Consider the following 21,665-nt stretch of genomic DNA (forward strand, 5'->3'; position numbering starts at 1 on the left):
TCAGGCAATAGACATTAGCAACTATCAGTAAGATTACTCAGTATGCTCGAACAACATTATCACGAGGCGGCTAACTACCTTGCCTCACGCCTTCCTAAGGATATTCGTACCGCTATCATCCTCGGTAGTGGTCTCGGTAAGCTCGGGGATATGCTCCAGAACCCTACCATCATCCCCTACACCCAGATCCCACACTTCCCACACTCCACTGCTATCGGTCATAAGGGGAACCTTATCGCAGGTACGCTCTCCGGGGTGCCCGTGCTCTGTATGCAGGGACGCTTCCACTACTACGAAGGCTATCCTATGGAGCAGGTGACCTTCCCCGTGCGGGTGATGAAGCTACTTGGGATCGAGAACCTCCTAGTGTCCAATGCCGCTGGAGGGATCAACCAAACCTTCCGAGTCGGGGATCTGATGATCATCCGTGACCATATCAACAACCTCCCCAACCCGCTCATCGGGCCTAATATGGAGATGTTCGGTCCTCGCTTCCCCGATATGACCCGTCCCTACGATAGGGAGTTTATCACGAAGGCTAAGGCTATCGCTCAGGAGCTAGGTATCCACGTACATGAGGGTGTGTATGTCGGCCTAACGGGTCCTTCGTACGAGACTCCAGCAGAGTACAACTACTGGGCACGCTCTGGCGGTGACGCCATCGGTATGAGCACCGTACCCGAGGTGATCGTAGCTCGTCACGCTGGTATCCGTGTCTTCGGTATGTCGGTAATCACGAACGAAGGGTGGCACTTCGATGACGACTTCGTGAATGACGGCGACGATGTGATCCGTGCTGCCAATGCTGCCTCCGATCGTATGGGGCGCATCTTCAGCGAGCTTCTGCGCCAGATCTAGGATGCCCTAGGAGAGCTCTTGCCTCGAGGGGGTAGAGTGCTATCCATAGAGGAGCGAGGCAGACATGCTAGCCTTCCCCCTTTCCGTAGGGGTGGGGCTAGTATGTCTGCCTCGCTTTGTGGTATCTGAGCCCTTTCGGTGGTCTTGGCTATATTACGTATCTTTGCTAGGATAATAGATTTTAGATGAGTATAGTACGAGCAGAAGACTATCATGTACCTGTCCTCCTCGAGGAGTGCCTAGAGGGTATGTGCCTCACAGAGCAGGGTATCTATGTAGATGTGACCTTTGGTGGCGGAGGACACTCACGGGCTATCCTAAGCCATCTCAGAGCGGGGGGACATCTCTATTCGTTTGACCAAGACCCCGATGCAGCCCTTCGTGCAGAGGAGGGTGAGTGCTTCACTTTTATCGCAAGTAACTTCCGCTATCTGGATCGCTTCATGGACTACTATGGTTGTCTAGGTCGAGTGGATGCTATCTTGGCTGACTTGGGGGTCTCCTCCCACCACTTCGATGACCTAGATCGAGGCTTCAGCTTCAGAGCAGAGTCCCCTCTGCTCGATATGCGTATGAACAATCGCGAGGGCAGATCTGCTCGTGATATACTGAACGAGTACGAGGAGACAGCACTAGCCGATATACTCTATCGCTATGGAGAGCTGAAGCAGAGTCGTAGGCTGGCACAGCTCATCGTCCAGGCACGCACTGCTAGGCCCCTCTCGACGGTCGGCGATCTCATCTCTGCGGTGCGTCCTGCGGTACGTCCCGACCAAGAGAAGAAGCAGCTCTCGTGCATCTTCCAAGCCCTGCGCATAGAGGTCAATGAGGAGCTCACAGCCCTAGAGGAACTCTTAGAAGCCAGTCGGCGTGTCCTCAGACCAGGTGGACGGCTCGTCGTGATGACCTACCATTCGCTGGAGGATCGTATCGTGAAGACCTTCCTGCGTAGTGCGGAGGCGACCTCTTCGTCCGAAGCACAGATCTATGGTGCTGGACGCTCTGCTTGGCATCTGGTCACACGCAAGCCCATTACCCCCAGCCCCGAGGAGCAGGCTGCCAACCCACGCTCCCGCAGTGCTAAGCTACGTATCGCCGAGCTACTATAATGATCACACAAGGAATGGATACATCCACACGATATACCGAGCCAGAGGAGGCTACCCGTCCCCTCATGAATGAACCTCAGGAAGAGCCAGCGGCACAGGTGCAGGATGAGGAGGACGAGGAGCATTTCCTCTTCGAGGGGTGGGAGGAGGACTTCCTCAATGCCCCTTGGCTGAAGCGTAACTGGCTTTTCATCCTCTTTGTCATTGCCTGTGGCCTAGTGAGTATTGCTTGGCCCTATGTGTATATGATTAACTTGCGTGAGGTCACTATGATGGAGCAGAAGCTGCAGGATATTCGCTACAAGTCGCTCTTCATCTCCGCTGAGAGGATCGAGTATGAGCGTATCGGTAATATCCTCGATCGAGTAGGGGAGTATCGCCTGCCACTCGTGCCAGCCTCCCAGCCCCCCTATCTCCTCCTCGATACGGGGCAGTATGCCTCCTCCTCACCCAAGGAGTAGCCTAACCTCTCTTATTCGGATGACTGAATGAACAGGCTAAAAAAGACGGTAAAGGCTCTCTGCATCCTCCTCGTGGGGCTGCTCTTCAAGCGGAGACGAGGGACAGAGTGGGAGCAACTGACACAAGACCGCTACCCCTACATCATGATACTCTTTGCTGGTATCATGGTAGCCCTCGTGATACGCATTGTCCTCTTTATCTTCAGTGCGGATGGTGCGGTCTACCGCAAGATGGCTCAGGAGATCAACCCCCCACGTAGCATCACGGAGACCCCTCTTCGAGGGACAATCCACGATCGTGAAGGGCACCCTGTGGCGATCACCTCACCCTATTACCGCCTCTTCCTCGACTTCAACGCTCAGGCACTTGCTCCTCTTCATCGCCCCCTCCCTCCTAAGGGAGAGACGACGAAGGACTCCTTGCAGCGTGCTCGGGTGCTAGAGCTCAAGCGTGAGTTTGACCAAGGGCTAGAGGCACTGGCCCTCCTCGTGGATAGTGTGTATGACCTCGGGCGGCATGGACTGTCCAAGGCTGCGCTAAAGGAGCACTGGCGCAAGGGCTTCAAGCGCAAGGATAGACACTGCGCTGTGGTAAGCCTAGACCTCTCCTATATGCAGCTCAAGGGCATACAGAGCTCAGCCCCCTTCGCTCCCGTACCCACCAAGCGTGGCCGTTCGCGAGAGAGCCTCTTCAGCAAACTCCTCGTACGAGAGGATCGCACCAAGCGTATCTACCCCTATGGCTCTCTGGCCTATCGCACGATCGGACAGCTCTACTCGGTCTCCAATAAGGATGGGCTCACCGATGGTCGAAGTGGTATAGAGAAGAGCTACAACAGCTATCTGCGTGGCAAGATAGGCCATGGCGTACGCTTCTATAATGCCGGTCGCTACGAGAGCATCATCACCGAGCCAGCTATCGAGGGAGCTAGCATCTACACCACGATCGATATGAACATCCAGAGTATCGTGGAGCGTAATCTACGTGAGCAGCTGGGTAAGCTCGAGGCCGAGAGCGGCACAGTCGTGCTCATGGAGGTCAAGACGGGGAAGGTCGTAGCCATATCCAACCTCCAGCGTATGTCCTCTGGTGGCTATGGTGAGACGACCAATATGGCGGTGGCTGATATGAGCGAACCTGGATCTACCTTCAAGGTTGCCTCGATGATGGTTGCCCTCGATGATGGAGTTGTCCATCCCAACGATACTATAGATGTCGGTAATGGCCTATGGAAGGTCGGGGGCTCCACCGTGAGAGACCACAATGCCCATCATGGTGGGTATGGACGCCTATCGGTGGCTCAGACGATCGTGAACTCTAGTAATGTCGGTGTCGCCAAGATCATCTACCGAGGCTATGCTAATCGCCCTGATGACTATGTGCAGAAGATCCGTGACCTAGGCTTCGGCGAAGACCTCAAGCTCGAGATTGACGGCTATGCCCGTGCCCGCATCCGTAAGCGTTCGGATAATCCTGATCGCTGGTCGGCTACGACGCTACCCTGGATGTCCTATGGCTACGAGACCCAGATCCCTCCGATCTACACACTGTCCTTCTTCAATGCCATTGCCAATGGAGGTCGCTATATGCGTCCTTACTTCGTGACCGAGATCCGTCAGCGAGATGCAGTTATCAAGACCTTCGAGCCGACAGTCGTCAGGGAGCAGATCTGTAAGCCCGAGACACTGCGTGAGATACAGGAGATGTTGCGACGAGTCGTCACCGAGGGAACAGGGAAGAAGGCACGTTCCTCCTTCGTCGCCATCAGTGGTAAGAGTGGTACAGCTCAGCTCTCCTCGGGACGAGGGGGCTACCGAGACTCCACAGGGCATGTGCGCCACCAGGTCTCTTTCTGTGCGTACTTCCCCTCCGAGGCTCCTAAGTACTCCTGTATCGCTGTGATCCGCAAGCCCTCCAGTCAGTATAGCGCTGGTGGGGGTGTGATGGCAGCTCCGATTATTCGGCGTATAGCAGAGAGCCTGCTCGCACTAGAGGCTCCTATCCCTCTTGACTCACTGCCAGCCTCTCGTCATCCCTCTGCTTATGCTCGGCCTATTGCCTCGGGTAGGGCTACGACCCTCGTCTCACTGCTTTCCCAGCTGGGACTACCTACTCCGAAGATCACCGAAGGAACGGGAAGCTACATCCAGATTGATACGGCTATGCACGTCCGCTCCTACACTCAGTCTCTAGGGCGTATCCCCGCTGTAGTGGGGATGAGTGCAATGGATGCCTGCTATCTCCTGCGCAAGATGGGGTATACACCTCGCCTAGTAGGTTCGGGCAATGTCCTCTCGCAGTCCGTCCCAGCAGGTAGTCCTGCTCGCCGAGCTACGGAGGTCATCCTACAGCTGGGCTTCGGCCACTAGTCCTCTCATCGTGGCTTCCATGAGGTTGCTTAGGGAGCGAGTACACAGCTCAGATAACTACCCTCTATTGGGCTGTCTATAACGAGTTCATCTGCCTCGTTCTTTCGGATACATAACATGCCCAGCTAGGGAGCACGTAATATTCGCCCCCGTCACCTTACACAGGTGGCGGGGGCGAACATTATATGCCCTTTCCTCCCTTTTCGGTATGTGCTCTAGCACCACTCTAGGTATCTCCTCTAGTACCATATCTTGTTTGTCGAGTAATTACTCCTCTCTCTGCTCTGAAGCGTTTGCCTGTGCTTGCTCTAGAGCCTCCACTGAAGTAAGTAATACAGAGGATGTGGGGCTCTAGTCTCTGTGAAGCACGGGCGATCTGTCTCTATGAATGAGAGCTCTTGGGTGTGAGGGGGGAATAGCTTCTTATAGTGGGCTTCTCTCTATCATTCATATCCCTATACAGGGCTGACACATGAAATCACTATAGTGCGAGGGCAAGGTCGTCAAGGTGTATACACCGAAGATAGAAGTATCCGTGTCCTAGTCTAGATATGCCAAGCGAATACCTCCTACTTAGGATGGATAAGTATACACGTGTGTACACAACTGTATACCCACGTGTACACAACTGTATACACGCGTGTACACTACCTCGCTCTAAGTATATGCTCTGTAGGGCTCGCTTGTATGTCTGTTTCTTGGAAATAATGCCTAGGATCTTTCGTGATGGGCTAAGGCTCCCTGGGATATGAAATAATACCCCCGAAGATCCAAAGGCAGGAGTGTGTGAGCGAGATCATGCGTCGGCCCTCCCCCCCGCACACCCCCATCGCCCGAGGTGGCCTATCGAGACACCACCCCACCCTGCTCTAACCGCCTCTGTATCGGGCACTACGAGAGAGAGCTAGAGGACATACCGAGAGCGTGACATAGGACATATAATGTTCGCCCCCATCACCTATGTAAGGTGACAGGGGCGAACATACTGAGTCCTCTCCTGCGCTCTCAATAGCATCGTGAGAGGGCTCTCAAGATCCACGCTACAGCCCTAGAGTAGAGACGTGTAGTAAGGGGGAGGGTACTGGTCTACTCGTGGACAGCGTTGAGGAGCGGACGACCCTCGACGAAGTCACGGACATTGGAGAGGGTCGTATGGGCGATATTCTGCGTTGCCTCGGCGGTGAAGAAGGCCTGATGGGAGGTCATGATGACGTTGTTGAAGGAGAGCAGACGAGCCAGCGTATCATCGTCAATGATCTTGTCGCTCTTGTCCTTGTAGAAGTAAGGCTCTTCCTCCTCATACACGTCTAGACCTGCGAAGCCGACCTGCTTTGTCTTGAGCCCCTCGATCAGGTCTTCGGAGTGGATGAGCCTACCACGACCCGTATTGATGATCATCACTCCACGCTTCATCTTGGCGATGCTCTCCCGATTGATGATATACTCGGTCTCAGGGGTGAGGGGGCAGTGTAGGGAGATGATGTCGGAGGCTGCATAGAGCTCGTCGAGGGTGACGTAGTGTACATCGTTGGCTTCGGCGAAGGCATGGTCGGGGTAAAGGTCGTAGGCGAGGATATTCATCCCGAAGCCTCGGAGGATGCCGATGAGTACCTTGGCGATCTTACCCGTACCGATGACCCCGAGGGTCTTGCCGTACATATCGAAGCCCATGAGGCCATTGAGCGAGAAGTTCCCGTCACGTGTACGCCAGGAGGCACGCTGGATCTTGCGGTTGAGCGAGAGCATGAGCGCCACAGCGTATTCGGCTACAGCATGGGGGGAATAGGCGGGGACACGCACGACGGCGATGCCTGCACGCTGTGCGGCTGCGATATCGACGTTGTTGTAGCCCGCACAGCGCAGGGCGATCAGACGCACCCCGTTGTCCTTGAGGTGCTGGATGAGCTCTGCGTCTACGTCGTCATTGACGAAGATACAGACGACCTCCACACCCTGGGTGAGGCTGACATTGTCTAGGCTTAGGTTGCCCGTGTAGTACTTTATCTCGAAGCCATACTGCTCATTGACGACCTGAAAGGTAGCCTTGTCGTAGGGCATCGTACCGAAGAAGGCTATGCTTACTTGTGACATTATTGTTACGAATTACCTGTCTATAAAACTTGTTTTGGGTTTTCTTTTTCGTGGGAGCAAAGGTACAATAAATACACAAAGTGACAAGTAGAGGTGTCAATACCGACACTTACCCTCACTCGGTTCATCCTTGAGCTTGAGAGGACTTCGCACAGCTCCCCTTCGGAGACCGACCTATCCCACCACCCCAGCCATCACTGCGCCCTAACCTCCGGGAAAAGGAAAGGGCTACACCCCAGCCGAAGCCGAGGGTGTAGCCCTATTCTATGAGCTAAGGGAGCCTCCCCTACTCTAGACCACGAGCACGGATAAGGCTGCGCATATCGGGCTCGGTGAGACCAGTGAAGGCGGTGAAGAGCTCCTTCACAGGACGGGAGTTACCACGAGAGAGGACGAGCTCACGCAGACGCTGACCATTCTCTGCCGTCATCCCTCCATGGGCGACAAACCAGTCGAAGATATTGCTCTCCAGCACCTGTGTCCACAGATAGGAGTAGTAACCCGCTGCATAGCCACCCCCAAAGACATGGAGGAAGTAAGGAGAGCGATAGCGTGGAGGTACCTGCGTGGAGTAGATCCCGAGCTTGTTCAGAGCCTGCTGCTCAAAGGTGGCTACATCCGTGACCTTCTCCCCTGCGGCGAGGATATTCCATGCCATATCGATGGTGACGGCACCGAGGTTCTCACCTAGGGAGTAGGCTTGGTTGAAGAGCGCAGAGGCCTTGAGCTTGTCGATCAGTGCCTGAGGCATGGGCTCACCCGTCTGGTAGTGGCGAGCATAGTTGCGTAGGACGATGGAGTCCGTCATCCAGTGCTCATTGAACTGCGAGGGCATCTCTACGAAGTCACGTGGCGTCTGTGTACCCGAGATGCTCTCGTAGCGCTGGGCGGCGAAGAAGCCGTGCAGGGCATGGCCGAACTCGTGGAAGAGCGTCTCGACATTGTCCGACGTCAGGAAGGCTGGTGCGCCGGGAGCGGGAGCGGGGAAGTTGCAGACGTTGTAGATGACTGGCTTACGTCCAAAGAGGAAGCTCTGCTGGACGAAGTTTTCCATCCATGCACCACCATTCTTGGTAGGACGGCGGAAGTAGTCGGTATAGAAGAGGGCGAGCGAGGAGCCATCCCGATCGATCACCTCATAGACCTTCACCCCATCAGCATAGACGGGGATATCGGTGCGGGGCTTGAAGCTGAGGCCGTAGAGCTTATTAGCGGCGAAGAAAACACCGTTCTTCAGCACACTGTCGAGGACGAAGTAGGGCTTGAGGTCATTCTCGTTGAGGTCAAACTTCTCCTTCTTCAGTCGCTCAGCATAGTAGTCCCAGTCCCAAGCCTCGAGCTTGAAGTCCTTCCCCTCCGTCTTCTGTGCAAAGGCCGTCAGCTCGGCAGCATCAGCCTGCACCTTCTTGCGGTAGGCAGGAGCGATCCCCTCGATGAGGCGATAGACGGCGGCTGGCTCACCTGCCATCTGGTCACTGAGCACCCAGGCTGCGAAGGTGGGGTAGCCGAGGAGCTTGGCCTTGTCGGCTCGTAGCTCGGCGATACGGGTAAGGGTTGGCTCGGTGTTGTTCGGATCATTGGGGCGAGAGGCACGAGTGAGCGAAGCCTCTAGGAGACGACGACGTACGTCTCTATTATTGAGCTCAGCGATATAGGCTGGGCGGGTCGTATTGGAGATCTCTAGGAGATACTTACCCTTCTGACCACGCTCCTCGGCGAGCTTGGCCGCACGGTCTATATTCTCCTGCGATAGGCCATCTAGCTCCTTAGCATCGGTGATGAGCAGGGCAGCGGCATTGGTTGCATCCCGTACCTGATTGACAAACTTCGTCTCCAGCACCGAGAGCTCTCCATTGATCTTGGAGAGCGAGTCCTTGCTGGCGGGCGAGAGGAGCGCACCCTCGTGGACGAACTGCTGGTAGAGTACCTCGGTGAGGCGTAGGTCTTCGTCCTTGAGCTGGGTATCGGTGTCGTGTACAGCCTTGACACGAGCGAAGAGCTTGTCGTTGAGCATCAGCGCATCGCTGTGGGCAGAGAGGAGCGGGGTGGCTTCCTCCTCCACCTTGCGGAGCTCATCGGTACCATTGGCTGCGGAGAGCGCAGAGAGCAGAGCCGAGGTACGGGTGAGCAGTCGGCCAGACTTCTCGAAGGCTAGGATCGTATTCTCGAAGGTCGGAGCCTCGGGATTATTGACGATACTGTCGATCTCAGCAGCCTGCTCTGCTATACCCTGCTTGAGGGCAGGGAGGAAGTGCTCGGGCTTGATACGATCAAACGCAGGGGCATAGAAGTCCAGCGTGCTCTCGACGAGGAGGGGATTATCCGAGGAGGACTTGGAGTGGCAAGCGGTAAGCATAGATACGAGACCGAGTGCGAGGATGAGAGATTTTGCTTTCATACGAATAAGGAGGATAGCTAGTGAGTGGGACTAGAGAAGAGGTTGCTTCTCCCCAATCCAAGCGATGGCATCATCTAGGGTGCGCATACTCGTGTCGGGAAGGTGGCGACGGAGGTCGGCGATGGAGCACCGCACACAGTAGTCACCAGCGAGGCCAGCGACGTCGATATGGCGGGCATTCATCAGTATATCGGGTACGGTGTCCTCGAAGGCACTATAGGCATCACGCTGGCGTGAGGTAGCCTTGGGGGCAAAGAAGACACCGCCTCGGGCACGTTTGGTAGCCATGAGCACCTCTGCCAGTGGAGGGTAGAGGGCTGCACCGATGGTATAGCGGACGCAGTGGACAGGCCATGGCCCTCCCTGCACGTCGAAGCTACAGTGGTCGGCGGGGTGCTGGTCTAAGGTCACGACGAAGGCATCATACTCGTCATGGTGCTCCTGTACCCAGCGGGTAAGATAGTCCATAGCCTCGATAGCTCCTGGCACTGCCAGTGAGCCGGTGATGAAGTCATTCTGAGGATCGATGATCAGTAGTACTTTCATTTAGGTAGTTTATTCAATAAGGTAGGCGAGGTCACCCCCGCAGATGGACTGCGGTGAAGGGACGACCTCGCCTAGTGAAATACTTGATTAGCCCGAGTCTAGAGCCTGTCTATTCCTCGGGAGTGAAAAGGGGTGACTCCTGCCTAGAGCTCTAGGTCTAGCCCGAAGTCCTCATGCCAAGGTAGTCCCTGCTTCTGCAGCTCTGCCATGAAGGGGTCGGGATCGAACTCCTCGACATTGTAGACCCCTGGACGGCGCCACAGCCCACGGAAGAACATCATCGCACCGATGGCGGCAGGTACACCCGTCGTGTAGCTTACGCCCTGTGCACCCGTCTCCTCGTAGGCAGCCTGGTGGCTACAGTTATTCCAGACGTAGTAGGTCTGCTCCTTCCCGTCCTTGATACCTCGTATACGGCAGCCGATAGAGGTCTCGCCCGTGTAGTTCTCTCCAAGCTCACCGGGGTTGGGAAGCACGGCCTTGAGGAACTGGATGGGGACGATCTCTACACCATTATATAGAATGGGGTCGATACGAGTCATACCGATATTCTGCATCACTCTGAGGTGAGTCAGATACTCTTGCCCGAAGGTCATCCAGAAGCGTGCACGCTTGATGGTCGGATAGTTCTTGACCAGAGACTCCAGCTCCTCGTGGTAGAGGAGATAAGACTCACGCACCCCGATATTAGGATAGGTCAGGGGCTTGTGGATCTCCTGTGGCTCGGTCTCCTTCCACTGCCCATCCTCATAGTAGCGTCCCTTCTGCGTGATCTCACGGATGTTGATCTCGGGATTGAAGTTGGTAGCGAAGGCCTTGTGGTGATCACCGCCGTTGCAGTCTACGATGTCTAGGTAGTGGATCTCATCGAAGTAGTGCTTAGCAGCGTAGGCCGTGAATACCCCAGTCACACCTGGGTCAAAGCCACAGCCTAGGATAGCCGTGAGCCCAGCCTCCCTGAAGCGCTCCTGATAGGCCCACTGCCAGCTGTACTCAAACTTTGCTTCGTCCAGAGGCTCATAGTTCGCCGTATCGAGGTAGTTCACACCTGCCTCCAGACAGGCATCCATGATGTGTAGATCCTGGTAGGGCAGGGCGACGTTGATCACGAGCTCGGGCTTGAACTCCCGCATCAGGGCCACCAGCTCGGGGACGTTGTCGGCATCTACCGCAGCGGTCTGGATACGTACATTCTTGATCTCCGAGGCGATCTTATCGCACTTGCTCTTGGTGCGGCTAGCGAGCATGATGTCGGTGAACACATCGCTATTCTGCGCCACCTTCTTAGCCACCACCGTACCGACACCGCCAGCACCGATAATGAGGACTCTTCCCATAGGCTTTATATTCGTCTTCGTTACTTGTTATGGATAGTCTTTTGCGTCTGCGCTGTGCATGCCCCTATCTCTTTGGCGCACACAGGCTAGGCAAAGATACAAAAAGTACATCAAGTCGCTAGGCAAGTAGACTCGCAGACTCCTCAGCGCCGAGACATAAAAACCCTAGAGATCGAGGACGAAGTAGCCGAGAAGCATCCGCCTCGGTCGCCGCACCTCCAGCTTGGATGTAGAGTTACAGAGTGTACCCCTACTACCTACGAGGGAAAAGTGTACACGTGTGTATACCATTGTGTACCCACGTGTACACTCTTGTATACACACGTGTACACAACATCGCTCTAAGTATGTCCTCTGTAGGGCTCTTCGGATGGGCATTTCCTAGGGCTAACGGCTAGGAGGGATGAGGTCTAGGCTAAGGCTCCCCGGAAGGCGAATGAGAGGAGCTCCCCAAAAGAGCCAAAGCGTGGAGCACACTGACTAAAGCGTGGAGCATACTAAGCTAGGCAGGGGAATGAGCACCACATACCACCCGACACTAGACCCTATATAAAAAGGGTAGAGGATGCCTCATCGAGACATCCTCTACACAACACTAACCATGTGACCCCTCCTCCCGAGGGGGGAAAGATACAAGCAAGTCTAATATGATGGGGATAGGCTCACGGCGGAGCACCCCTAGAGTCGGGCTAATGCCCTAGAGTATTCCCCTAGGCAGAGAGTGGGCTAGATTACCCTTCTGCTAAGGAGAGGATTACTTGGCATTCTCTGCCTTGTAGTGCTTGCGTAGACCAGCGAGGTCTCGCTCGAGCTGACGACGTACCTTGGCATACGAGGGGTCATCGAAGACGTTGGTCAGTTCGTTTGGATCCTTCTTGAGGTCGTACATCTCCCACTTATCTATATCGCCGTAGAAGTGCATGAGCTTGTAGCGTGTCGTACGGATCCCGTAGTGACGGCGCACAGCGTGCTCGCCTGGGTACTCATAGAAGTGGTAGTAGAGCGCCTTACGCCCGAGGTCGGGCTCCTTGCCATTCTTCAGCAGGAGGCGACGCAGGGAGATCCCCTGTATATCGCTGGGGATAGGTAGCCCCGCCATGTCGAGGAAGGTAGGTGCGTAGTCTATATTCTGCGTTAGGGTCGTGACGTCCCCACGACGCTCGTAGCCAAGGGCGGCAGGTAGGCGCATCACTAGAGGGGTACGCATAGACTCTTCGTACATAAACCGCTTGTCGAACCACCCATGCTCGCCCATATAGAAGCCCTGATCCGAGGTGTAGACGATGATGGTATTGTCCAGCAGGTCATGCTCACGTAGGTACTCGACGACACGCCCGATATTGCGGTCAAGGGAGTTAATCACCTTGGCATAGTCACGCATGTAGCGGTTGTACTTCCACACAGCAAGGGCACGACCTGTCGGTGGCGCTTCGAAGAAGGCACGAGAGAGTGGATCGTAGATGCTGTCGAACTTAGCCTTGACCCCCTCCTCTAGGCGGCCATAGATACCGTGTAGGTAGTACTTGCCCAGCCCAGAGGGGTTGGGGTTGGTACGCATCTTCAGGTCGTAGGTGATGTCCATATCCTTGAGGATACTCATCTCCTGAGCTGCAGCGGCAGGGCGTCCTGCGTAGTCGTCATCGAAGGTCTCGGGGGTGGGGAAGGTGCGATCTTCGTAGGCCTTGAGATCGACCGTATCAGCCATCCAGTCACGGTGGGCAGCCTTGTGGTGGATGAAGAGGGCGAAGGGCTTCGTCTTGTCTCGCTGCTCCAGCCAGTCGAGACTCATATCGGTGATGATATTCGTTACATAGCCATGGTAGCGGACGGTATCTGTGGCGCTGGCATCTGTGCCATTGGGTAGGCTATAGCCATCCTTCAGATGCATCCCTCGGGGGACGATGAAGGCAGGATCATAGTAGTCGCCCTGTCCGGGGAGGATCGCCCAGTGGTCGAAGCCCTGAGGGACACCGTCTAGGTGGATCTTACCGATCATCGCCGTCTGATAGCCACCTGCACGCAGGAGCTTGGGGAGGGTCTGCTGGCTCTGATTGAACTGGTGTGAGCTCTCGTTGTTGGTCTTACCATTCATGTGGCTATGCTTACCTGTGAGCATACAGGCACGGCTAGGGCCAGAGATGGAGTTGGCGACGAAGCTCTCGGTGAAGCGAACCCCCTCACGTGCTAGGGCGTCGATGTTGGGAGTGGAGATGTAGCGCTGGTCATAGGCACTGATCATCTGATAGGAGTGGTCGTCTGACATGATGTAGACGATGTTTAGGGGGCGTGCCCCTGGGGTAGCCTTCGTGGCACCCTTTGTTGCTGACTGGGCTCCTGCTGTACCGACGGCGGAGGCTAGTGCTCCTGCGACACAGAGGATCTTGTGGCTAGTCATAGGGTTAATGCTGTGTTTACGATGCATATATGCGGGACTATTCCCAGCACAAAGATAAAAGATATTCTACTACTACCTAGTGCATTAGCTGATTTAACACCCTCTGGGGAACATAAGCAGGGCTAGTGCGCTTATCTTTGTAGTCAGGGGCAGCATCCCTATGTCCCTCTATCCTGCATCAATAGACAAGTTACATACATATATGAAGTACCTCATCGTCGGCCTCGGCAATATCGGTCGTGAGTACGAGGCGACACGTCACAACATCGGCTTCCGTATCGCCGATGCCCTCGCCGCACGTCTCGGCACCAGCTTCGCCACCAAGCGCTACGGAGACGTAGCCACAGGTCGTATCAAGAACGCTCAGGTCGTCCTGCTCAAGCCCTCCACCTACATGAACCTCAGTGGTGAGGCTGTACGCTACTGGATGAGTACGGAGCGCATCACCATCGATCATATCCTCGTCCTCGTCGATGACCTCGCCCTACCCTTCGGCACCCTCCGCCTGAAGGGCAAGGGGAGCGATGCAGGGCACAATGGGCTCAAGAATATCGCCCAGCTCCTAGGCTCACAGGCCTACCCTCGCCTACGCTTCGGTATCGGCAACGACTATCCTCAGGGCAAGCAGATCGACTACGTCCTCGGCTCCTTCCACCCTGAGGAGGAGGCACGTCTGCCTCAGCTCATCGAGTATGCCTGTGAGGCTACGGCAGCCTTCTGCCTAGAGGGCATCACCTCTGCGATGAACAAGTACAATTCGGCAGCCCCTAGCGACCTCTGATATACTAAACCTATCAGACCTATTTGCCCCATTAGACCTATTTGATATTAGCCCCCACCCTCTAATCCCTACCCCTCATGCCACTCAAGGTCACTAAAGAAGCCGCTCTCCGCTACCACGAGGAGGGCAAGCCTGGGAAGATCGAAATCCTCCCCACCAAGCCCCACGACACCCCCTATGATCTCTCTCTAGCCTACTCGCCTGGTGTCGCCGAGCCCTGCCTAGCGATCGCCAGCGATGTACACGATGCCTACCGATACACCAACAAGGGCAACCTCGTAGCCGTCATCTCCAACGGTACTGCTGTCCTCGGTCTCGGAGATATAGGAGCTAATGCCAGCAAGCCCGTCATGGAGGGCAAGGCACTACTCTTCAAGATCTATTCGGGAGTCGATGCCTTCGACATCGAGGTCAATGAGCGTGACCCCGAGGCCTTCATCCGCACGGTCAAGGCTATCTCCCCTACCTTCGGAGCTATCAACCTCGAGGATATCAAGGCACCCGAATGCTTCGAGATCGAGCGCCGACTCGTATCCGAGCTCTCTATCCCCGTCATGCACGACGACCAGCACGGCACTGCGATCGTCTCAGGGGCTGGTCTGCTGAATGCCCTAGAGCTCGCCGGCAAGCGTATCGAGGAGGTACGTGTCGTCGTCAGTGGTGCAGGGGCGGCTGCCCTCTCCTGCGCACGGCTCTACTGCTCACTCGGGGTACGTAGGGAGCATATCCTGATGTTCGACTCTCGGGGAGCAATCGCCACGGCTCGTACCGACCTCAACGAGATGAAGCGTGCCTTCGCCTCAGCCCGTACCGACATCAAGACACTGGCTGAGGCCATGGTCGGGGCAGACGTCTTCCTCGGACTCTCTAAGGGAGGGATGGTGACGGCTGATATGGTACGCTCTATGGCAGAGAAGCCCATCATCTTCGCCCTAGCCAACCCAGACCCCGAGATTACCTATGAGGAGGCGAAGGCTGCTCGCCCCGACGTACTGATGAGCACCGGGCGAACCGACTACCCCAATCAGATCAACAACGTCCTAGCCTTCCCCTATATCTTCCGTGGAGCTCTCGACACCCACGCCACCGCCATCAACGAGCCCATGCTCCTAGCTGCCACACGAGCCCTCTCTGCCCTTGCACACGAGCCCGTCCCCAGCTACGTCAAGGAGGTCTATGGGCTGGATAGCTTGACCTTCGGTGCCGAATACTTCATCCCGAAGCCCGTCGATCGTAGGCTCATCGAGCGAGTCTCCACCGCTGTAGCCGAGGCGGCTATAGCGAGCGGGGTGGCACGGCACACCATCACCGACTGGGAGGCCTATCGCCACAGCCTCCGCCAGCGACTCAGCTAGCAGACACGCTCCGAGACGAAAGCCACAGAGCCCAGGGGGTACACTAGGTACGCCCTGGGCTCTGTGGCTTTCGTCTCTCTCGTGAGCCCCGATAGAGGTTCACGGAGAGAAGAGAGGGTGGGGGAAGGGGAAAAAGGGAGGCTTAGCTGTTTACCTCGGCGAAGAACTCCTCGTTGTTCTGCGTGCGCAGCATGAGGTTCTTCACATTCTCCATAGCCTCTATGGGGTTCATCTCGGAGAGCACCTTGCGTACCGACCACATACGCTGCTGGGTGGCAGTATCCTGTAGGAGGTCGTCTCGGCGTGTACTGCTGGCTACGAGGTCTACGGCTGGGTAGATACGCTTGTTCGCTAGGCGACGGTCGAGCTGGAGCTCCATGTTGCCCGTACCCTTGAACTCCTCGAAGATCACATCGTCCATCTTCGATCCCGTCTCCTGCAGAGCGGTGGCGAGGATCGTGAGGCTACCGCCACCACGGATATTACGTGCGGCACCGAAGAATCGCTTGGGCTTCTGCAGGGCATTGGCATCCACACCCCCAGAGAGTACCTTACCAGAGGCAGGCTGTACGGTGTTGTAGGCACGAGCCAGACGGGTAATCGAGTCGAGGAGGATGACGACATCCTGACCACTCTCCACCATACGCTTAGCCTTGTTGAGGACGATCTCGGCGATCTTCACGTGGCGGTCTGCTGGCTCGTCGAAGGTCGAAGCGATGACCTCGGCATTGACACTCGCTGCCATATCGGTGACCTCCTCGGGACGCTCATCGATGAGCAGGATGATCATGTAGACCTCGGGGTGGTTAGCTGCGATGGCGTTGGCGATATTCTTGAGCAGGACGGTCTTACCCGTCTTGGGCTGAGCGACGATCAGACCACGCTGCCCCTTACCTATGGGGGCGAAGAGGTCTACGATACGCATCGCTATCTTGTCCTGTACGGCGGGGTTGCGTGGGGACTCAAGCTTGAACTTCTCGTCGGGGAAGATCGGGGTGAGGTGGTCGAAGGGGACACGGTCACGCATCTCCGAGGGTGTACGACCATTGACTCGGGTGATCTTGTCGAAGGGGAAGTACTTATCCCCCTCCTGTGGTGGGCGGATAAAGCCCTCCACGAGGTCTCCTGGGCGCAGACTCCACTGCTTGATCTGAGCTACCGAGAGGTAGATATCATCGGGAGAAGGTAGGTAGTTGTAGTCCGCAGAGCGAAGGAAGCCATAGCCATCAGGCAGGATCTCCAGCACCCCAGAGCACTCTAGGATACCGCCGAAGTCGAACTCATCCTGCCCCCCCTTGGCGACGGGGCGAGCAGTAGTATTGCTAGACTGCTGAGCCTTACCCTCGTGGCGAGGCTTGATAGGAGCAGTAAAGGCGGGTAGGACCTGATCCAGCACAGACTTGCTATCCTTGTGGCGGAAGACGATACGTCCAGCCCCCTCCGTGCCCTCGCTCTGTGGCTGAGTAGCAGACTGAGCGGCGGGCTGCAGCTCTGTAGCTGGATCTATTTCACTAGCAGGAGCAGAGACAGCCTCAGCGACTGTGGCTCCCACGGGCACGACACGTGGTAGGGGCTCAGCTCCCTTAGTCGGTGCCCCTACGGGGCGAACCTCTGGCTGGGGCTGGTTGGGAGTCGGAGTAGCCTTGCCAGCCTTAGGTGCAGGCTCTTCGCGAAGGCGCTCCTCCTGAGGAGCATCTGGCTCCTGACTCTCACTAGCCTTGGCTACAGCAGAGAGGGCCTGCTGACGCTCGACCTCCTTCTGACGAGCCTGCTGCTCGGCCTTGCTGGGACGCCCACGCTTGCGCTTGGGAAGATCAGCTTCGCCTTCCTCTGTAGCGGGAGTGGAGGGATCAGGGGTGGATGATTTGGGGGCGGGTGCTTGTGTTGTTTCATGGCTGGTCTTCTTGCCCTTAGGCTGCTCGTCATCGGCATCCTTACGGGGGCGTCCGGGCTTGCGCTTCTCGGTCTGTGTCCCAGCTAGGGTCATTGCCTGCTGGTCGAGGACTGCGTAGACGAGTTCCTGCTTGGCCTCGAAACTCTCTGGACTAAGCCCGACTTCGTCTGCGACCTTGCGCAGTTCATCGAGGCTCATATTGGAGAGCTCTGTGATGTTGTATCGCTGCATACTTAAAATATAAATGTTAGTGCCTTCCACTAATGGGGCTGGTAGCCGTACCATAGATGATCGTCCGCAGGTCAATAGGCGGATCGATGAGCGACAACCAAAGTCCTTGGGTGAGGGTAGAGAGCAGGGAGGGTACAGGTATCCTCCGAGTCATCACCCGAAGATCCTAGCTGGGGCTCGGCATCCCTGTGGGGAAGACGATGAAAAACTTCTGTCCTTAAACTATTCGGGACGGGTCGTGGGGAATAATGGGGGAAATGCAAAGACGGATGAGGCAGAGTACCAACATCTAGGGGAGGGGGTGCTGTGGTGATTGGGCTGGGATTCGAACCCAGGACCGATAGCTTAGAAGGCTATTGCTCTATCCAGCTGAGCTACCCAACCATACACTGCAACGAAGCATGTCTATTGCAATACAATCCTCCAAGATGTCACGAGCGTCATCGAATAGAATTGCGCCACAAAGATAGCTTAAATATTTTACACTCCCCTATCTAAGCCCTATACCTCAGGGTCAAAGGATGAAATCACCATGGTGCGAGGGCATAGTAGCCAAGGAGCGTACACTCAAGATAGAAGTATCTGTATTCTAGGTATAGATATACCATGTGTATACCTCCTACCTAGGAGGGATGAGTATACACGTGTGTACACAACTGTATACCCACGTGTACACAACTGTATACACGCGTGTACACTACCTCGCTCTAAGTACCATCCCAATAGGCTCTCATATTTAGCTCTCCTCGGGACTAACGTCTAGGCACTCGAAAAATACTACTAGGGCTCCCGTTGGACATGAAATAGCGCTCCCCAAAGAGCCGAAGAAAGGAGTGTACAAAAGTGATCATGCGCCCCCCTACCCTATATCCCATCTAGCTCCCGCTCCAATCGCCCTCTCTCCCCTCACTCCCTATCATTACATTCTCTTACAGTCACCCAAGCCTCCTCTCACCCCGACACACAGCGGCTGAAGAACCTCCTCTCCCAAGAACCATTCCTCCCCCTACGAACCCACGCTGTATCGCACATATCGAGAGGGGTACAAGAGGACATACAGAGATAGGTATATCGCTCTCGGTATGATCGTCCCCATCACCTTACATAGGTGATGGGGACGATCATACCGAGTCCTCTCCTACCCCTCCAATGCACCCGTAGATAGGGGGAGCGGAATGGGCGTCACATCCGTGTCACAACAGCCACGCCACGGGGCACTCCCCAACCCTCCCCGAGCAGGCGAAGAGTCGCCAGGGGGCGATGTATACCTAGGGGATAAGATATATGGAGAGAGGAAGGAGGAGAGAGGAAGGAGGAAAGACCAAAGGGGGAAGTAAAACTGAACGGAAGGGAGAGATGTAAAACCTTTATACCTTTATACTGGTTATTGTGGTGATTAATATTATATAACTTAGATCAATTTCATTATGAAGAGATTCTTGGCCTTTGCCCTCGCGTTCCTCGCCCTGTCAGTGACGACTCTCCGAGCAGACGACGACCGCATCATCGAGTTCAGAGAACTCCCTAAGACTGCACAGCAGTTCGTGACCAAGTACTTCGCTGGCCGTGAACCCGTCCTCGTCAAGCAGGATCGCGACTTCATGTCCACGACCTATGAGGTAACTCTCTCCGATGGTACAGAAATTGACTTCTTCTCCAATGGCCAATGGAAGGATGTCGATGTCAAGTATAACACGATGCCCCTAGGCTTCATCCCGGCCCAGATCACCAAGACCCTCAATGCCCGCCATGCTGGCGATGCGATCAAGCAGATCGAGCGCAAGGGACGAGGCTACAAGGTAGAGCTAAGCTCTGGGCTAGAAGCTTACTTCAACGCCCATCTACAGCTCGTCCGCTACGACGACTAACCCCTATATCCATAGATGAAGAGACGAAGCATCATCACGCTGACCCTCCTCGGTCTCATTCTACTCTCCACCCCTGTGCTCTCCGCACAGGGTGGAGATAAGGTGAGCCATGAGGCAGGACGTCAGCCCAACACCACCGCTCAGCAGGCTCAGGCCGACAGTGCCCTCTATCGACTGATCCCCCTCCCCTACCCCACCAATGCCCTAGAGCCTGTCATCAGTGAGCGCACTGTGAAGCTCCACCACGGCAAGCACCTAGCAGGCTACGTCACGAAGCTGAACCAGCTCCTCCGTGAGAGCCGGCTCTTGGAACGTGACCTCGTGAAGCTGGTAAAGTTCGCTAGTGGCTCGATCTTCGACAACGCAGGTCAGCTACTGAACCACAACCTATACTTCACGCAGTTCAAGCCCGCCGTCATGGATCGCATTGACGAGCCTAAGGGTAACCTAGCGGAGGCTATCAAGCGTAGCTTCGGGAGCTTCGAGAAGTTCCGTGAGCAGTTTGAGAAGGCAGGTGTATCGATCTTCGGCTCTGGCTGGCTGTGGCTCGCTACGGATGAGGCAGGACGTCTCTATGTAGACAAGGAGCCCAACGCAGGCAACCCCGTGACCTCAGGTCTCATCCCCCTACTCGGGATCGACATCTGGGAGCACGCCTACTACCTCGACTATGAGAATAGACGTGCCGAGCATCTCAAGCAGATCTGGCACATCATCGACTGGGAGGTAGTCAGTCGTCGCTACGAGGAGCGTGCGAGCTTCTACGCTAAATAGACACTCCCCCCCTTATCCACTATCCCCCTATACAGCGAGAGGGCTATCCACTAGGTGTGGATAGCCCTCTCGCTGTATAGGAGTGTGGGGGATTAAGTGCGGGGATTAAAAGTAGCCCTCAGGATCGTTGTTATGCTCGTAGCTAGAGAAGTAACGATAGAAGTCCATCGCAATGCTCTCCCAGTCCTGCGTACCTAGCAGGGACATTAGACGACGAGCTATCACCTGATGCCCACTAGGAAGATCCTTGAGAGGGATAGGAAGGAAGGTTATCTTCTTGAGTTCCTCCTCACTCTTACCCGCCTCCTTAGCCTCCTGGACTCGGCGGTCATAATCCGCTTGCATCCTCATTACAATATCATCTTGGAAGTCCTCCTTGTCTGCGTAGACACTGATTGGGAGCTTGAGATGCAGGAGTTGACGTCCTGCCTTAACGGCATCGTTAGGAGCATAGAAGGGAGAAGCCTTTCCATCTTGAAGTTTTCCCTTAGGGGTATGCCATAGGGCAATATTCAGGTTGAACTGACTGATGGTGGGGAACTGCAGATACCCCTTGATCCCGATGGGTTCCGTATCGGGGAGGAAGGTATAGAGGTTCTTACCATCAGGACCCACAGGACTCTTGGTAGCAGAGCCATTCCACACGTTGGTATCGCAGTAGACATACTTGAGGATGTTCGTAGGGTCAGCTGGATTAAGTTCCACTTGCGCCCCATCAAACCCCTTTGCTTCCGTTGGATAGAAGAAGAACTGATAGTTACTACGATTGGCTTCGGAGGTGTACTCAGTGTTGAGCGTATCTCCCTTAGCATTGAAGAGGAGAATCTTCACTCCATAGTCTGGAGCATCAGCAGAGCCACCACCATAGTCGTGCGTCATATAGGCGATGAGATCCCAGTAGGGGTGCTTGGCATCCTGCCTGAGTACCCACGACTTTCCTGACCTCACGAAGGTGAACTCCTGAATATCATAGATATTACGGTGGACATACTTCCCACCTGAGGGTACGAAGTGGTAGTTCTTACGACCATGTAGGTGTCCCATACTGAGGGAAACCTTAACCATAGTAATCTCATTATCAGACCCACCTATGGGGACAGGGACAATCACATCCTTACCGCAGGAGGTAAGGATAAGGGCGAGAGCTAGGAGGCAGAGGGAGAGGCCTTGTTTTAGATTCTTTTTCATCTTAGTTAG

15 protein-coding genes and 1 tRNA gene are annotated in these 21,665 nt (G+C 55.4%); 8 read left to right on the plus strand and 8 right to left on the minus strand.

Annotated elements, in window-relative coordinates; genetic code table 11:
• The first annotated feature begins 42 nt into the window (after positions 1-42).
• From QZ554_RS01020 to QZ554_RS01035, 4 genes are all read left to right on the plus strand, one after another.
• Entirely contained in the window at positions 43-858 is an 816-nt protein-coding gene (locus tag QZ554_RS01020; protein ID WP_297193570.1) for a purine nucleoside phosphorylase I, inosine and guanosine-specific, read from the plus strand.
• A gap of 185 nt (positions 859-1,043) precedes the next feature.
• Positions 1,044-1,967: a 16S rRNA (cytosine(1402)-N(4))-methyltransferase RsmH gene (gene rsmH, locus QZ554_RS01025; RefSeq protein ID WP_297193572.1), complete on the plus strand. Its 924-nt coding sequence runs from the start codon at positions 1,044-1,046 to the stop codon at positions 1,965-1,967.
• 14 nt (positions 1,968-1,981) lie between these two features.
• Entirely contained in the window at positions 1,982-2,428 is a 447-nt protein-coding gene (locus QZ554_RS01030) for an FtsL-like putative cell division protein (RefSeq protein WP_297193574.1), read from the plus strand.
• A gap of 27 nt (positions 2,429-2,455) precedes the next feature.
• The gene (locus tag QZ554_RS01035) at positions 2,456-4,798 is read left to right on the plus strand and encodes a penicillin-binding protein (RefSeq protein ID WP_297193576.1); all 2,343 of its coding nucleotides are present in this window, start codon (positions 2,456-2,458) and stop codon (positions 4,796-4,798) included.
• 1,086 nt (positions 4,799-5,884) lie between these two features.
• On the opposite strand, the gene QZ554_RS01040 is transcribed toward QZ554_RS01035, so the two are convergent.
• The 5 genes from QZ554_RS01040 to QZ554_RS01060 form a co-directional block, all read right to left on the minus strand.
• Positions 5,885-6,889, minus strand: coding sequence for a 2-hydroxyacid dehydrogenase (locus QZ554_RS01040; protein WP_297193578.1), 1,005 nt, complete (start codon positions 6,887-6,889; stop codon positions 5,885-5,887).
• A gap of 286 nt (positions 6,890-7,175) precedes the next feature.
• Positions 7,176-9,287, minus strand: coding sequence for a M3 family metallopeptidase (locus QZ554_RS01045; RefSeq protein ID WP_297193580.1), 2,112 nt, complete (start codon positions 9,285-9,287; stop codon positions 7,176-7,178).
• Between the two features lie 30 nt (positions 9,288-9,317).
• A complete protein-coding gene (locus QZ554_RS01050; protein WP_297193582.1) occupies positions 9,318-9,833 on the minus strand; it encodes an isochorismatase family protein in 516 nt (171 codons plus the stop codon).
• Between the two features lie 143 nt (positions 9,834-9,976).
• On the minus strand, positions 9,977-11,170 hold the full coding sequence (locus QZ554_RS01055) for a saccharopine dehydrogenase family protein (RefSeq protein WP_297193583.1): 1,194 nt from the start codon (positions 11,168-11,170) through the stop codon (positions 9,977-9,979).
• A gap of 754 nt (positions 11,171-11,924) precedes the next feature.
• Positions 11,925-13,565 carry a sulfatase gene (locus QZ554_RS01060; protein WP_297193585.1) on the minus strand — a complete coding sequence of 547 codons (1,641 nt, stop codon included), beginning with the start codon at positions 13,563-13,565 and terminating at the stop codon, positions 11,925-11,927.
• Between the two features lie 202 nt (positions 13,566-13,767).
• Between QZ554_RS01060 and pth the strand changes: the two genes are divergently transcribed.
• Positions 13,768-14,346 carry an aminoacyl-tRNA hydrolase gene (gene pth / locus QZ554_RS01065; protein ID WP_297193587.1) on the plus strand — a complete coding sequence of 193 codons (579 nt, stop codon included), beginning with the start codon at positions 13,768-13,770 and terminating at the stop codon, positions 14,344-14,346.
• Between the two features lie 77 nt (positions 14,347-14,423).
• Entirely contained in the window at positions 14,424-15,701 is a 1,278-nt protein-coding gene (locus QZ554_RS01070) for a malic enzyme-like NAD(P)-binding protein (protein WP_297193589.1), read from the plus strand.
• Positions 15,702-15,843: 142 nt separating this feature from the next.
• Here QZ554_RS01070 and rho read toward each other — a convergent pair whose 3' ends face one another.
• Positions 15,844-17,826 carry a transcription termination factor Rho gene (gene rho, locus QZ554_RS01075; RefSeq protein ID WP_297193591.1) on the minus strand — a complete coding sequence of 661 codons (1,983 nt, stop codon included), beginning with the start codon at positions 17,824-17,826 and terminating at the stop codon, positions 15,844-15,846.
• A 307-nt stretch (positions 17,827-18,133) separates the two neighbouring features.
• Positions 18,134-18,210: transfer RNA gene (locus QZ554_RS01080), tRNA-Arg, on the minus strand.
• A 1,043-nt stretch (positions 18,211-19,253) separates the two neighbouring features.
• Here QZ554_RS01080 and QZ554_RS01085 point away from each other — a divergent pair.
• Positions 19,254-19,694 carry a PepSY-like domain-containing protein gene (locus tag QZ554_RS01085; protein ID WP_297193593.1) on the plus strand — a complete coding sequence of 147 codons (441 nt, stop codon included), beginning with the start codon at positions 19,254-19,256 and terminating at the stop codon, positions 19,692-19,694.
• Positions 19,695-19,769: 75 nt separating this feature from the next.
• Positions 19,770-20,468: a superoxide dismutase gene (locus QZ554_RS01090; RefSeq protein WP_297193619.1), complete on the plus strand. Its 699-nt coding sequence runs from the start codon at positions 19,770-19,772 to the stop codon at positions 20,466-20,468.
• Positions 20,469-20,573: 105 nt separating this feature from the next.
• Here the strand turns inward: QZ554_RS01090 and QZ554_RS01095 are convergent, their stop codons facing one another.
• A complete protein-coding gene (locus QZ554_RS01095; protein WP_297193594.1) occupies positions 20,574-21,656 on the minus strand; it encodes a hypothetical protein in 1,083 nt (360 codons plus the stop codon).
• Positions 21,657-21,665 lie beyond the last annotated feature (9 nt).

This window comes from uncultured Porphyromonas sp. (genome assembly GCF_915070105.1).
GTDB lineage: Bacteria > Bacteroidota > Bacteroidia > Bacteroidales > Porphyromonadaceae > Porphyromonas.

Excerpts from the sequence above, each read along its gene's own strand:
- QZ554_RS01020 (WP_297193570.1), top strand. The coding sequence starts at position 43 with ATGCTCGAACAACATTATCACGAGGCGGCTAACTACCTTGCCTCACGC.
- rsmH (WP_297193572.1), top strand. The coding sequence starts at position 1,044 with ATGAGTATAGTACGAGCAGAAGACTATCATGTACCTGTCCTCCTCGAG.
- QZ554_RS01030 (WP_297193574.1), top strand. The coding sequence starts at position 1,982 with ATGGATACATCCACACGATATACCGAGCCAGAGGAGGCTACCCGTCCC.
- QZ554_RS01035 (WP_297193576.1), top strand. The coding sequence starts at position 2,456 with ATGAACAGGCTAAAAAAGACGGTAAAGGCTCTCTGCATCCTCCTCGTG.
- QZ554_RS01040 (WP_297193578.1), bottom strand. The coding sequence starts at position 6,889 with ATGTCACAAGTAAGCATAGCCTTCTTCGGTACGATGCCCTACGACAAG.
- QZ554_RS01045 (WP_297193580.1), bottom strand. The coding sequence starts at position 9,287 with ATGAAAGCAAAATCTCTCATCCTCGCACTCGGTCTCGTATCTATGCTT.
- QZ554_RS01050 (WP_297193582.1), bottom strand. The coding sequence starts at position 9,833 with ATGAAAGTACTACTGATCATCGATCCTCAGAATGACTTCATCACCGGC.
- QZ554_RS01055 (WP_297193583.1), bottom strand. The coding sequence starts at position 11,170 with ATGGGAAGAGTCCTCATTATCGGTGCTGGCGGTGTCGGTACGGTGGTG.
- QZ554_RS01060 (WP_297193585.1), bottom strand. The coding sequence starts at position 13,565 with ATGACTAGCCACAAGATCCTCTGTGTCGCAGGAGCACTAGCCTCCGCC.
- pth (WP_297193587.1), top strand. The coding sequence starts at position 13,768 with ATGAAGTACCTCATCGTCGGCCTCGGCAATATCGGTCGTGAGTACGAG.
- QZ554_RS01070 (WP_297193589.1), top strand. The coding sequence starts at position 14,424 with ATGCCACTCAAGGTCACTAAAGAAGCCGCTCTCCGCTACCACGAGGAG.
- rho (WP_297193591.1), bottom strand. The coding sequence starts at position 17,826 with ATGCAGCGATACAACATCACAGAGCTCTCCAATATGAGCCTCGATGAA.
- QZ554_RS01085 (WP_297193593.1), top strand. The coding sequence starts at position 19,254 with ATGAAGAGATTCTTGGCCTTTGCCCTCGCGTTCCTCGCCCTGTCAGTG.
- QZ554_RS01095 (WP_297193594.1), bottom strand. The coding sequence starts at position 21,656 with ATGAAAAAGAATCTAAAACAAGGCCTCTCCCTCTGCCTCCTAGCTCTC.